This window comes from Citricoccus sp. SGAir0253 (genome assembly GCF_005877055.1).
Lineage (GTDB): Bacteria > Actinomycetota > Actinomycetes > Actinomycetales > Micrococcaceae > Citricoccus.
Window position 1 is genome coordinate 1,406,807 of sequence record NZ_CP039424.1, and the last position, 13,476, is coordinate 1,420,282.

General features: G+C 72.5%; 8 protein-coding genes and 1 pseudogene. 5 read left to right on the forward strand and 4 right to left on the reverse strand.

What is annotated here, in order from left to right; all coding sequences use genetic code 11:
* Positions 1–135: 135 nt before the first annotated feature.
* Both dnaE and nrdR read left to right on the forward strand, forming a co-directional pair.
* Positions 136–3,726 (forward strand): DNA polymerase III subunit alpha, encoded by a 3,591-nt coding sequence (dnaE, locus tag E7744_RS06325; RefSeq protein WP_137773384.1) that lies wholly within the window; start codon positions 136–138, stop codon positions 3,724–3,726.
* 137 nt (positions 3,727–3,863) lie between these two features.
* A complete protein-coding gene (gene nrdR, locus E7744_RS06330) occupies positions 3,864–4,358 on the forward strand; it encodes a transcriptional regulator NrdR (protein WP_137773385.1) in 495 nt (164 codons plus the stop codon).
* Between the two features lie 440 nt (positions 4,359–4,798).
* Here nrdR and ppgK read toward each other — a convergent pair.
* Together ppgK and map are read right to left on the reverse strand one after the other, a co-directional pair.
* A pseudogene (ppgK, locus tag E7744_RS06335) lies at positions 4,799–5,584 on the reverse strand (polyphosphate--glucose phosphotransferase); the annotation flags it as partial.
* 41 nt (positions 5,585–5,625) lie between these two features.
* Entirely contained in the window at positions 5,626–6,588 is a 963-nt protein-coding gene (map, locus tag E7744_RS06340; RefSeq protein WP_137773387.1) for a type I methionyl aminopeptidase, read from the reverse strand.
* Positions 6,589–6,689: 101 nt separating this feature from the next.
* Here map and E7744_RS06345 point away from each other — a divergent pair, with 101 nt between their 5' ends.
* Positions 6,690–6,893, forward strand: a complete 204-nt coding sequence (locus E7744_RS06345; protein ID WP_137773388.1) for an SPOR domain-containing protein — start codon at positions 6,690–6,692, stop codon at positions 6,891–6,893.
* 12 nt (positions 6,894–6,905) lie between these two features.
* On the opposite strand, the gene panB is transcribed toward E7744_RS06345, so the two are convergent.
* Complete coding sequence (gene panB, locus E7744_RS06350) at positions 6,906–7,748, reverse strand: 3-methyl-2-oxobutanoate hydroxymethyltransferase (RefSeq protein WP_137773389.1); 843 nt, start codon at positions 7,746–7,748, stop codon at positions 6,906–6,908.
* A 92-nt stretch (positions 7,749–7,840) separates the two neighbouring features.
* Between panB and glnA the strand changes: the two genes are divergently transcribed.
* Together glnA and E7744_RS06360 are read left to right on the forward strand one after the other, a co-directional pair.
* The gene (gene glnA / locus E7744_RS06355) at positions 7,841–9,181 is read left to right on the forward strand and encodes a type I glutamate--ammonia ligase (protein WP_137773390.1); all 1,341 of its coding nucleotides are present in this window, start codon (positions 7,841–7,843) and stop codon (positions 9,179–9,181) included.
* A 21-nt stretch (positions 9,182–9,202) separates the two neighbouring features.
* Positions 9,203–12,337, forward strand: a complete 3,135-nt coding sequence (locus E7744_RS06360; RefSeq protein WP_137774895.1) for a bifunctional [glutamine synthetase] adenylyltransferase/[glutamine synthetase]-adenylyl-L-tyrosine phosphorylase — start codon at positions 9,203–9,205, stop codon at positions 12,335–12,337.
* A 30-nt stretch (positions 12,338–12,367) separates the two neighbouring features.
* Here the strand turns inward: E7744_RS06360 and E7744_RS06365 are convergent, their stop codons facing one another.
* Positions 12,368–13,354: an LLM class flavin-dependent oxidoreductase gene (locus E7744_RS06365; RefSeq protein ID WP_137773391.1), complete on the reverse strand. Its 987-nt coding sequence runs from the start codon at positions 13,352–13,354 to the stop codon at positions 12,368–12,370.
* Between the last annotated feature and the right edge of the window lie 122 nt (positions 13,355–13,476).

Consider the following 13,476-nt stretch of genomic DNA (forward strand, 5'->3'; position numbering starts at 1 on the left):
CCGGGGAGGTCCCGGCGGACCGGTAGGCTGGAGTGCCGGGCGCACGCCGGCCCCGCCGGTCGGGAGGACCGGCGGCCGGGCGGCGCCGCGGCAGTCGAGGCAGCAGAGGCAGTAGTCAGTAGGGAAGTGCACGGGATGACGGCGACCACAGCAGCACGAGGGGCCACGCGGGAGGGCGGGTTCGCCCACCTGCACACGCACACCGAGTACTCCATGCTGGACGGGGCGGCCAAGCTCACGGAACTGTTCGCCGAGACGGAGCGCCTCGGCATGGACTCGATCGCCATCACAGACCACGGGTACCTGTTCGGCGCCTTCGACTTCTGGAAGAAGGCCACCGACGCCGGCATCCGGCCGATCATCGGCCTCGAGGCCTACCTGGCCCCGGGCCAGCAGCACCGCACCGACAAGACCAAGGTGCGGTGGGGCGAGCAGCACCAGCGCGGGGACGACGTCTCCGGCGGCGGCGCCATCACCCACATGACGCTGCTGGCCAAGGACAACACCGGCATGCACAACCTGTTCCGGGCCGGGTCGATCGCCTCCCTGGACTCCGTGTACGCCAAGTGGCCGCGCATCGACCGCGAACTGCTCTCCACCTACTCGAAGGGCCTCATCGGCACCACGGGCTGCCCCTCCGGCGAGGTGCAGACGCGCCTGCGCCTGGGCCAGTACAAGGAGGCGGTGGAGGCCGCCGCGGAGTTCCGGGACATCTTCGGCAAGGGCAACTTCTACTGCGAGCTGATGCAGCACGGGCTGGACCTGGAGAAGCGCGTGGTGCCGGACCTGCTGCGCCTGGCCAAGGACCTGGACCTGCCGCTCGTGGCCACGAACGACCTGCACTACACGCATGAGCACGACGCCAAGCCGCACGAGGCGCTGCTGGCCATCCAGTCCGGCTCCACCCTGCTCGAGCCCACGTACGACCAGGGCGGCTCGCGGTTCGCCTTCACCGGCACCGAGTTCTACCTCAAGTCCCCGCGGCAGATGCGCGACCTGTTCGCCGAGTTCCCCGAGGCCTGCGACAACACGCTGCTGATCGCCGAGCAGTGCGAGGTCTCGTTCGACACGAGCGCCAACTACATGCCCCGGTTCCCCTGCCCGCCGGGGGAGGACGAGACGAGCTGGCTGACCAAGGAGGTCGCCACCGGCCTGAAGTACCGGTACCCGGACGGCGTGCCGGACCACGTGCGCAAGCAGGCCGACTACGAGCTCGACGTCATCATCTCGATGGGCTTCCCGGGCTACTTCCTCGTGGTCGCCGACTTCATCAACTGGGCCAAGGACCACGGCATCCGCGTGGGCCCCGGCCGTGGCTCCGGCGCCGGCTCCATGGTCGCCTACGCCCTGCGCATCACCGAGCTCGACCCGCTCGAGCACGGCCTGATCTTCGAGCGCTTCCTCAACCCGGACCGCGTGTCCATGCCCGACTTCGACGTCGACTTCGACGACCGCCGCCGCCCCGAGGTGATCGACTACGTCACCGAGAAGTACGGCGACGAGCGCGTGGCCATGATCGTCACCTACGGCACCATCAAGACCAAGCAGGCGCTGAAGGACTCCGCGCGCGTGATGGGCTTCCCGTTCTCCATGGGCGAGACGCTGACCAAGGCCCTGCCCCCGGCGGTCATGGCCAAGGACATCCCGCTCAAGGACATCGAGGACAAGGACGCCCCGCGCTACGGCGAGGCGGCGGAGTTCCGCGAACTGGTGGCCAGCGACCCGGACGCGGCCAAGGTCTTCGAGACGGCCAAGGGCGTCGAGGGGCTGAAGCGCCAGTGGGGCGTGCACGCCGCCGGCGTGATCATGTCCTCGGAGCCGATCATCGACGTCATCCCGATCATGCGCCGCATGCAGGACGGCCAGGTCATCACGCAGTTCGACTACCCCACCGCGGAGGGGCTCGGGCTGATCAAGATGGACTTCCTGGGCCTGCGCAACCTCACCATCATCTCGGACGCGATCGAGAACATCCGGGCCAACCAGGGCTTCGAGCTGGACCTGGAGTCCCTGGACTTCGACGACCAGCCCTCCTACGAGCTGCTCGCCCGCGGCGACACCCTCGGCGTGTTCCAGCTCGACGGCGGGCCCATGCGCTCGCTGCTGAAGATGATGAAGCCGGACAACTTCGAGGACATCTCGGCGACCATCGCGCTCTACCGCCCCGGGCCGATGGGCGCGAACTCGCACACGAACTACGCGCTGCGCAAGAACGGCCAGCAGGAGATCACCCCGATCCACCCCGAGCTGGAGGAGCCGCTCCGGGAGATCCTGGACACCACGTACGGCCTGATCGTGTACCAGGAGCAGGTCATGGCCATCGCCCAGAAGGTGGCCGGGTACTCGCTCGGCCAGGCGGACATCCTGCGCCGCGCCATGGGCAAGAAGAAGAAGTCGGAGCTGGACAAGCAGTACGTCGGCTTCCACCAGGGCATGATCGACCGCGGGTACTCCGAGGCGGCCGTGAAGGCCCTGTGGGACATCCTGCTGCCGTTCTCGGACTACGCGTTCAACAAGGCGCACTCCGCCGCCTACGGCCTCGTGTCCTACTGGACCGCCTACCTCAAGGCGCACTACCCGGCCGAGTACATGGCCGCGCTGCTCACCTCCGTGGGCGACGACAAGGACAAGATGGCGATGTACCTCAACGAGTGCCGCCGCATGGGCATCACGGTGCTGCCCCCGGACGTCAACGAGTCCTCGCTGTACTTCACCCCGGTGGGCCGGGACATCCGCTTCGGCATGGCCGCCGTGCGCAACGTGGGGTCCAACGTGGTCACGGCCATGGTGTCCGCGCGCGAGGAGAAGGGCGCCTTCGCCTCGTTCCAGGACTTCTTCAAGAAGGTGCCCGCCGTGGTCTGCAACAAGCGGACCATCGAGTCGCTCATCAAGGCCGGTGCCTTCGACTCGCTCGGGTACGCGCGGCGCGCCCTGCTGGCGATCCACGAGGAGGCGGTGGACGCCACCGTGGCGCAGAAGCGCCAGGAGGCCAACAACCAGTTCGACTTCTTCTCGATCCTCGAGGAGGAGGGCGGCGAGGCCGCGGACGCCGGCCTCGGGATCGAGGTCCCGGACCTGCCCGAGTGGGACAAGAAGGACAAGCTGTCCTTCGAGCGGGAGATGCTCGGACTGTACGTCTCCGACCACCCGCTGCAGGGGCTGGACGGCGTGCTGGCCCAGCACGCCGACACCTCCATCACGCACGTCCTGTCCGAGGACGGCCCCGCCGACGGCGCGCAGGTCACCATCGCCGGGCTCATCACCTCGCTGCAGCGGCGGATCGCGAAGAGCTCGGGCAACGCCTATGCCCGCTGCGAGATCGAGGACCTCGGCGGCTCCATGGAGGTCATGTTCTTCGGCCAGGCGTACGCGCCGATCGCCACCCTGCTCGCCGAGGACCTCGTCGTGGCGGTCAAGGGCCGCGTGCAGCGCCGGGACGACGGCTCCATCACCCTCAGCGCCCAGGAGCTGACCATCCCGGACCTCTCGGACGGGCACACCGGGCCGGTGTCCATCACGATGCCGGCGTTCAAGGCGAACGAGACGGTGGTCTCGGCGCTGGGGGACGTCCTGCGGACGCACCCGGGCACCACGGAGGTCCGGCTGAGGCTCGCCGGGACCCGGACCATGGAGATCATGCAGCTCGGGCCGGACTTCCGGGTCAGCCCGAACCCCGCCCTGTTCGGCGACCTCAAGGTGCTCCTCGGGCCGGCCTGCCTCGAGTGAGGACCCGCCCCGGCGGGCCGCCGGGGTGCCGACCACTACATGTGGTAATGGCATGATTGTCATGACGCCATATGTGGGAATATGATGGGTCCGGAACAGTGGCCCGGCCCGGGCCGCTCGAGGCGTGAGGGGAGCACATGCACTGTCCCTTCTGCCGCCATGAGGACTCCCGGGTGGTGGACTCGCGGTCCCTGGACGACGGGTCGGCCATCCGCCGCCGCCGGCAGTGCCAGTCCTGCGGGAAGCGCTTCACCACCATGGAGACCACGGCCCTGACGGTCGTCAAGCGCTCCGGCGTGGCCGAGCCGTTCGACCGGTCGAAGATCATCAACGGCGTGCGCAAGGCGTGCCAGGGCCGTCCCGTGACGAACGACGACCTGGCGATGCTGGCCCAGGAGGTCGAGGAGACCATCCGGGCCACCGGCAACGCCGAGGTGGACGCCCACGAGGTGGGATTGGCGATCCTGGACCCGCTGCGCCGCCTGGACCAGGTGGCCTACCTGCGCTTCGCGTCCGTGTACCAGGACTTCGACTCCCTCGACGACTTCGCCCGGGCCGTCGAGGAACTGCGCGAGGCCGGCACCCGTCCCGAGCCGGTCAAGGCGCTGCAGCCGCGCCTGTTCACGCGCTGACGCCGTCCCTCGTCAGGGGCGCATAGACTGCCGGTGGCGGTTCCGGAGGGGAAGCCGGAGCCGCCACCGGCCACCACCCGGCGGAGGGCCGCGTCCGCCTAGCGCGAGGAGCGGCGGATGGCCTTCTCCATGGCCTTGTGGACGGCCTTCGCCTCCCGCGCGGCCTTTCGCTCGGCCTTGGCGGCCGCCTTCTCCGCCTTGTCCGCCCGCTTCTCGGCCTTCGCCGCGCGCTGGCCCGCCTTCACGGCCTTCCGCCGCAGCCGGCTGGCCCGCTCGGCGGGGCCGGCCGCCGTCGTCCCGGCCGGGTCCCCGCCGGCACCGGGCGCGCCGCCCCGCTCGTCCGCCTCGGCCTGGCGGGCCATCTCCTGGTCGGCCGCGTGGCGGGCGGTGTGCAGCACCGCCTGCCGGGTGGGGGCGGCGGCCAGGACGTCGGTCGCCCACAGGGCGGCCCCCACGATCCCGGCGTTGTTCTGCAGCGTCGCCGGCACGATGGGCGTGCGCAGGCTCAGCCGGGGCAGGTAGTCCTGGGGGCGCTTGGAGATGCCGCCGCCCACGATGAACAGGTCGGGGTAGAAGATGCGCTCCACGTAGGAGAAGTAGCGCTGCAGCCGCTCGGCGTACTCGGGCCAGTCCAGGCCGTCGCGCTCCCGGGCGGCGGCCGAGGCGCGCTGTTCGGCGATCGCCCCGTCCAGCTCGATGGTGCCCAGCTCCAGGTTGGGGACGAGCTCGCCGTCGCGGAACAGGCCGGCACCGATCCCGGTGCCCAGCGTGATGACCAGGACGGTGCCCGAGACGCCCCGGCCGGCCCCGAAGCGCACCTCGGCCAGCCCGGCGGCGTCCGCGTCGTTGAGGGTGGTCACGGGGCGCCCGAGGTGCTCGGAGAACAGGGCGTCCACGTCCGTGCCGATCCACGAGGGGTCGATGTTGGTGGCCGTGCGGCAGGTCCCGCCCTGGATCACCGCCGGGAAGCACACGCCCACCGGCAGGGTGGCCGGCGGGGCCTCCGGCCGGGCGTCGAGCTCGGCCGTGATCTCGGCGAGCACCCCGGCGACGGCCCCCGGGACGGCCGGCTGCGGCGTGGGGATGCGGAAGCGCTTGCCCACGAGCTGCCCCGTGCCCGGGCCCTCGCCGAGCTGGACCACTCCTCCCTTCATGCCGGTGCCGCCGATGTCGATCCCGAGGGCGGTGTGCAGGCCGGTGGCCGGGTCGGTCGTCGTGCTCGCCATGGAAAGCTCCAAACGGTCGGGGAACGGGCGTCGGGGGTGGGTCAGGGGAGGGTCAGGATGTCCGCGCCGTCGTCGGTGACGACGAGCGTGTGCTCGAACTGGGCGGTGCGCCTGCGGTCCCGGGTGACGACCGTCCAGCCGTCGTCCCACTGGTCCCACGCGATCCCGCCGAGGGTGATCATCGGCTCGATGGTGAACACCATGCCCGGCACCATGAGCCGGTCGTGCGCCGGGGCGGCGTCGTAGTGGGGGATGACCAGCCCGGAGTGGAACTCCCGGCCCACGCCGTGGCCGATGAAGTCGCGGACCACGCCGTAGCCGAAGCGCTTGGCGTAGGACTCGATCGCCCGGCCGATGACGTTGATCTCGCGGCCGGGCTTGACGGCCTTGATGCCGCGCATCATGGCCTCGTGGGTGCGCTCCACGAGCAGCGCGGACTCCTCGTCCACGGTGCCGACGGTGAAGGTCATGTTGTGGTCCCCGTGGAAGCCGTCCAGGTAGGCTGTGATGTCCAGGTTGACGATGTCCCCGTCCTCGAGCACCGTGTCGTCCGGGATGCCGTGGCAGATGACCTCGTTGAGCGAGGTGCAGATCGACTTGGGGAAGCCCTTGTAGCCCAGGCACGAGGGGTAGGCGCCGTGGCCCACCAGGTACTCGTGGGCCACGCGGTCCAGCTCGGCGGTGGTGACCCCGGGCGCGATGTGCCGGGCGGCCTCCTGCATGGCCCGGGCGGCGAGGCGGCCGGCGGCCCGGATGCCCTCGATGCCCTCCGCGTCGTACACGTCCGAGCCGCGGCCCTCGTCGGCGGTGGCCCGCCCAACGTACTCCGGGCGCGGGATGTGCGCGGGGACGGGCAGCCCGGGCCCGACGACGCCGGGGGTCAGGGCGCCCAGCGGCGCCCGGGAGCCGGGCAGGCCGGCGGCGGGCCCCTCGGGGGCCGGGCCGTTGTGGCTCCGGGCGGGGGTGGTGGCGGTGGGTGCGGACGTGGCGGGGCCTTCGGACATGGTTCGATCCTATCGCCGACGGCCCGGGCGGGGGCCGCACCGGCCGGGGGACCGCCGTCGCGGCGGTGCCGGCCGGGCCCGCACCGTCCTAGGCTGGGGACATGAGCGAATACTGGTACAACGTCGTGACCAAGACCGTCGAGGAGGGTCCCCAGTCGGACTGGTCCCGGCTGCTGGGCCCCTACGCCACGCGGGCCGAGGCCGAGCAGGCCCTGGCCAAGGTCCAGGCCAACAACGAGCGCTGGGACGAGCGCGAGGCCGAGGACGCGAAGTGGGACAACGACCCCGGCAACGACGCCGACTGAGGCTGCCGGGGCTCAGGCCCCGAAGCCGTGCTCGGGGGCGGGGAAGGTGCCCTCGAGGACCTCGCGCCGGTAGTCCTGCACGGCGCCGGTGACGACCGAGCGCAGGTCCGCGTACTGCTTGACGAAGCGCGGCATCCGTCCGGAGCGCAGGCCCAGCATGTCCTGCCACACGAGGACCTGCCCGGTGGTCCCGGGCCCCGCCCCGATCCCCACGGTGGGGATGCGCAGGGCCTCGTCCACCCGGCGGGCCACGTCGCCGGGGACCATCTCCATGAGCAGGGCGAACGCGCCGGCGTCCTGGAGGGTGGTCGCCTCGCGGATCATGGCCTCGGCCGCCCCCTCCCCGCGGCCCTGGACCCGGTAGCCGCCGAGGACGTTCTCGGACTGCGGGGTGAAGCCGGTGTGGGCCATCACCGGCACGCCGGCGTCCGTCATGAGCGCGATGTGCTCGGCGTAGCGGACGCCGCCCTCGATCTTCACCCCGTGGACGCCGGTCTCCTTCACGAGCCGGATGGCGTTCTCGGCCGCCTGCTGGGGGGAGAGCTCGTAGGAGCCGAAGGGCATGTCGCACAGCACCATGGCCCGCCGGGCGCCGCGGACCACCGAGCCGGCGTAGACGGCCAGCTGCTCGAGGGTGATGGGCAGGGTGGTCGGCAGGCCCATCATGGTGTTGGCCGCGGAGTCGCCCACGAGCAGGACCTCCACGCCCGCCTCGTCGAACACCTGCGCCATCTGGAAGTCGTACGTGGTGAGCATGGCGAACCGGCGGCCCTCGTCCTTGGCCTGCTGCAGGTGGACGGTCCGGTACCGGGAGGGGGTCGGGGCGGCGTAGGGTGCGGTCTCGTTCTCAGCCATGACCGCAGTCTAGTGTCGGGGCCGGGCGGGCCCGGGCGGCCCCCGCTACAGTGGTCCCATCGTCCCGATCCGACAGGAGGCAGCCACACGAGATGGATCGCCAACAGGAGTTTGTGCTCAGGACCATCGAGGACCGGGACGTGCGGTTCGTCCGGCTGTGGTTCACGGACGTCACCGGGACGCTGAAGTCCGTCGCGCTGGCCCCGGCCGAGGTCGAGGGGGCGTTCGCTGAGGGGCTGGGGTTCGACGGCTCCTCGATCGACGGCTACACGCGCATCTTCGAGTCGGACATGCTCCTGCAGCCGGACCCGGCCACGTTCCAGATCCTGCCGTGGCGCGGCGAGGAGGAGCCGACGTCCCGCATGTTCTGCGACGTGCTCACCCCGGACGGCGAGCCCTCGGCGGCGGACCCGCGCAACGTGCTGCGCCGCCAGCTGGCCCGCGCCGCGGACATGGGCTTCACCTTCTACACGCACCCGGAGATCGAGTTCTACCTGCTGGAGTCCAAGGAGCCGGGCCCGGACGGCCAGCCGGTGCCCGTGGACCAGGCCGGCTACTTCGACCACGAGCCCGGCGGGGTGGCCACGGACTTCCGGCGCCACGCGGTGAACATGCTCGAGTCGATCGGCATCTCGGTGGAGTTCAGCCACCACGAGTCCGGCCCGGGCCAGAACGAGATCGACCTGCGCTACGCGGACGCCCTGCAGACGGCGGACAACATCATGACGTTCCGCACGGTGATCAAGGAGGTCGCGCAGCTGCAGGGCAACTACGCGACCTTCATGCCCAAGCCCTTCGGCGACCACGCCGGCTCGGGCATGCACACGCACTTCTCCCTGTTCGAGGGCGACTCCAACGCGTTCTTCGAGCCCAGCGCGGAGTTCCACCTGTCCACCACCGCCCGCCGGTTCATCGCCGGGCTGCTGCGCCACAGCGTGGAGATCACCGCGATCACCAACCAGTTCGTCAACTCCTACAAGCGCCTGTGGGGCGGCGGGGAGGCCCCCGCCTACGTCTCCTGGGGGCACAACAACCGCTCCGCGCTGGTGCGCGTGCCGCTGTACAAGCCGGACAAGGCCGGCTCCGCCCGCGTGGAGTACCGCGGCATCGACGCCTCCGCCAACCCGTACCTGACCTACGCCGTGCTGCTGGCGGCCGGGCTCAAGGGGATCGAGGAGGAGTACGACCTGCCCGAGGCCGCCGCCGAGGACGTCAACGCCCTGACCGCCACCGAGCGGCGGGCCCTGGGCCACGAGCCGCTGCCGGGGACGCTGCACGACGCGGTGCGGATCATGGAGGACTCCGAGTTCGTGGCCGGCGTGCTGGGCGAGCAGGTGTTCGAGAACTTCCTGCGCAACAAGCGCCAGGAGTGGGACGAGTACCGGGTCAAGGTCACGCCCTACGAGCTCCAGCGGTACCTCGGCATCCTCTAAGGGGAGGCGAGCGTGCCCGAGATGAGTCCCTCCCGTCCCGGCCCGCTGGGCGCCGCGCGCGGGGCCGCCCCGCCGGACCGGTCGCCCGCCGAGGCGGACGGCTTCGCCCGCGGCACGCTCATCGCCACCGGCTTCACGGACCTGGACCGGGTCCGTGGCCTGCTGGGTGCACGGGAGCTGGCCGGGCTGGACCGCGAGGCGCTCGTGCGGGTGCTGGCCGACGCCCCGGACCCGGACCAGGCGCTGCTGCTGTTCGTGCGCCTGCTCGAGCGCGCGCCCGCCGCGGCGGCGGTGCTGCAGGACGCGGACCGCGCCCTGGCGATGGCCCGGCTGCTGGGCTCCTCCGAGGCGCTCGGCGAGTTCCTCGTCCGCCGCCCCGACCACGTGGACCTGCTCACCGACCCCGGCCGGGCCGCGGCCACGGCGCCCGTGCTCGGGCCGGACGGCCTCGACGCCGACCCCGCGCCGCTGCGCGCCCTGCTGCTGGAGGCGGTGGGCGCCGACCCCGCGCTCGAGGAGCCGGTCGCGGGCACGCGGGGCAAGGAGGCCGCGGCGGCCCTGCGCATCGCCTACCGCCGCCAGCTCACCGCCCTCGCGCTGCGCGACCTGACCGACCCGGATCCACAGGGCCTCCAGCCCCGCGTCTCCGCCTGGCTCTCGGACCTGGCCGGGGCGGCGATCGAGGCCGCGCTCGCGGTGTCCCGGGCGGACGCCGCAGAGCAGTTCGGCGACGACGCCGCCCACGTCAGCCTCGCCGTGATCGGCATGGGCAAGTGCGGGGCCCGGGAGCTGAACTACATCTCGGACGTGGACGTGGTCTTCGCCCACTCCACGGACCTGGCGGACGGCCACCGCGCGGTGACCATCGCCACGGCCCTGGCCGCGGGGATCTCCCGCTACGTCACCGCCGCCGCCCCGGAGCCCGGCCTGTGGGAGGTGGACGCGAACCTGCGCCCGGAGGGCAAGGACGGGGCGCTGTCCCGCACGGTGGACTCCCATGCCGAGTACTACCGCCGCTGGGCGCACACGTGGGAGTTCCAGGCGCTGCTCAAGGCCCGGCCGCTGGCCGGCCTGCCCGCGCTCGGCCGGGACTACATCGAGACGATCTGGCCGCTCGTGTGGACCAGCTCGGAGCGCGAGGGCTTCGTCGCCTCGGTGCAGGGCATGCGCCGCCGCGTGCTGGACAACATCGCGCACCAGGACCGGGACCGGGAGATCAAGCTCGGCGCCGGGGGCCTGCGGGACGTGGAGTTCACCGTGCAGCTGCTCCAGCTCGTGCACGGCAAGACCGAGGAGTCCGTGCGCGTGCGCAACACGCAGGACGCCGTCCGGGCCCTCGAGCGGGCCTCCTACATCAGCCGCAAGGACGCCGGGTCCTTCGCCGCCGCCTACCGCTTCCTGCGCCTGCTCGAGCACCGGATCCAGCTCGTCCACCTGCGCCGCACCCACCTGATGCCCGAGCGGCCCCGCGCGCGCTGGGTGCTCGCGCGCGCGGCCCGGGGACCCGGCGGTCCCGGCCCCACGGACGCGGACGGGCTCACGGCGCTGTGGAGGCGCACCCGCAAGGACGTGCGGGCACTGCACGAGAAGATCTTCTACCGCCCGCTGCTGTCCACCACCGCGGCCCTGTCCGCGGACGAGGTCCGCCTCACCCCGGCGGCGGTCGCCGAGCGGCTCGCCGCGCTGGGCTACCTGGACCCGGCCGGCGCCGTCCGCCACATCGAGGCGCTGACCGCCGGGGTGTCCCGGCGCGCGTCGCTGCAGCGCCAGTTGCTGCCGGTCATGCTCGGCTGGCTCGCCAACGGCCCGGATCCCGACGGCGGCCTGCTCGCCTTCCGGCGGCTGTCCGAGTCCCTGGGCTCCTCGCCGTGGTTCCTGGGCATGCTGCGCGACTCCTCGGCCGCCGCCGAGCGGCTGTGCCAGGTCCTGTCCTCCTCGCGGTACATCAGCGACCTGCTCGAGCACCTGCCCGAGGCGGCCGCGTGGCTGGGCCGGGACCAGGAGCTGCGCCCGCTGTCCTTCGCCGCGCAGTGGCAGGAGATCCAGGCCAAGATGTCCCGCCACCCGGACGCGGACGAGGCGATGCGCCAGATCCGGCTCATCCGCCAGCGCGAGATCCTGCGCACCGCGATCGCGGACGCCGCCGGACTGCTGGACCAGGACGCCGTCGGGCACGCCCTGTCCGACGCCGACCAGGCCGCCGTCCTCGGCGCCCTGCGCGTGGCCGAGACGATGCTCGCCGCCCCGGGGGGCGCGGCCGACGGCCCGCGGACCGGGGCGCTGACGGACCTGCTGATCGTGGCGATGGGCCGCCAGGGCGGGCGCGAGATCGGCTACGGCTCGGACCTGGACGTGATGTTCGTGCACCGGCCCCGGCCGGGCGCCGACCCCGATGCGGCGCAGCGCCAGGCCGTCGAGCTGGCGCGCCAGGTCTCGGCGCTGCTGACGAAGCCCTGCCGGCCGCCCGTCATCGCCGAGCGCCCCCTCGTGGTGGACGCGGACCTGCGCCCGGAGGGCAAGAAGGGCCCGCTGGCCCGATCCCTGGAGTCCTACCAGGAGTACTACCGCCGGTGGGCGGACGTCTGGGAGGTCCAGGCGCTGCTGCGGGCCCGCCCGGTGGCCGGCAGCGAGGACCTCGCGGCGGCCTTCACCGCGTGGGCGGACACCGTGCGCTACGCGGGCGACCCGGGCCCGGCGGCCCTGCGCGAGATCCGGCGGATCAAGGCCCGCGTGGAGGCCGAGCGGCTACCGCGCGGGGCGGACCCCGCGCGGCACCTCAAGCTCGGCCGGGGCGGGCTGTCGGACGTCGAGTGGCTCGTGCAGACGCTGCAGTTGCGCCACGCCGCGGACCACCCCGCCCTGCGGACCACGGGCACCATGCAGGCCCTCGAGGCGCTCGTGCGGGAGGGGCTGCTGCCGGCCGGCGACGGCGAGGTGCTGCACCGGGCCTGGCAGCTGGCCTCGCGGATCCGCTCGGGGATCGTCGTGTGGTCCGGGAAGTCCTCGGACGTGCTCCCGGCCAAGCGCCAGGACCTGGAGGCGGTCGCCCGCTGGTGCGGCTACGAGCCCGGCGGGGCGGCCGGGCTGGAGGAGGACTACCTGCGCTGCACCCGGCACGCGCGGCAGGTGTTCGAGAAGCACTTCTACGGGGCCTGAGCCCGGGGAGAGCGGGCCCGCGGGAGGAGCTCAGCCGCGGGCGATGACGTGCTCGCCCAGCAGCTGCAGGGTCCGTCGCCGCGCCTCGAGGCCGGGGGCGGCGTTGGTGATGATCAGCTCGTCGGCCCCCACCCGCCCGCGGAACGCGTCGAGGTAGTCCCGGACGGTGTCCGGGGTGCCCACGGCCGTGTACCTCGTCATGGACAGCACCTGCTCGCCGGCGGGGGAGTGCATCAGCATCGTGACCTCGTCCTCGTCCAGGTCGCGTCCCCGGCCCAGCATCTGGCGGATGCGGAAGCGCTGGGAGAGCTCGAACAGGCGCTGGGCCTCCTCGGCCGTGTCCGCGGCGATGACGTTGAGCGCGGCGATGAAGTACGGCCCCGGACAGTCCTCCGAGGCCTCGAAGGACTCCCGGTACACGCGCGCGGCGTGCTCGAGCATCTGCGGGGCGAAGTGGGAGGCGAAGGCGTAGCCCAGGCCGAGGGCGGCGGCGAGCTGGGCGCCGTACTGGGAGGAACCGAGCACGAACAGCGGCACGTCGGTGCCCTTGCCGGGATAGGCGTCCACCCCGGGGATCAGCGACTCGCCCTTGAGGTAGCCCTGCAGCTCCTTGATGTCCCGGGGGAACGAGTCGGCCGCGGACGGGTCGCGGCGCAGCGCCATCAGGGTGCGCTGGTCGGTGCCGGGCGCGCGGCCCAGGCCCAGGTCGATCCGGCCGGGGTGGAGTTCGGCGAGGGTGCCGAACTGCTCGGCGACCACGAGCGGGGAGTGGTTGGGCAGCATGATGCCCCCCGAGCCCAGCCGGATCGAGGCCGTGTGCGCGGCGACGTGGGCCAGCAGCACCGCCGTGGCGGAGGAGGCGATGGAGGGGAAGTTGTGGTGCTCGGCGAACCAGATCCGCGTGAAGCCCTGCTCCTCGGCCGTCCGCGCGAGCTCCACGCTGGCGGCCACGGCCTCGGCGACGGGCTGGCCCGGCAGGACGGTGGACAGGTCGAGGACGGACAGCGGGTAGCTCACGAGGTGCCTTTCACGGGGGGACATGCCCCCGGCACAGCCCGCACGGCGGTCGTTCTATTCCCCGCCCGGCCGCGCCGCGACCCACGTCACGCCACGGCCCGGGGAGGGTGGGCCGGGACCGG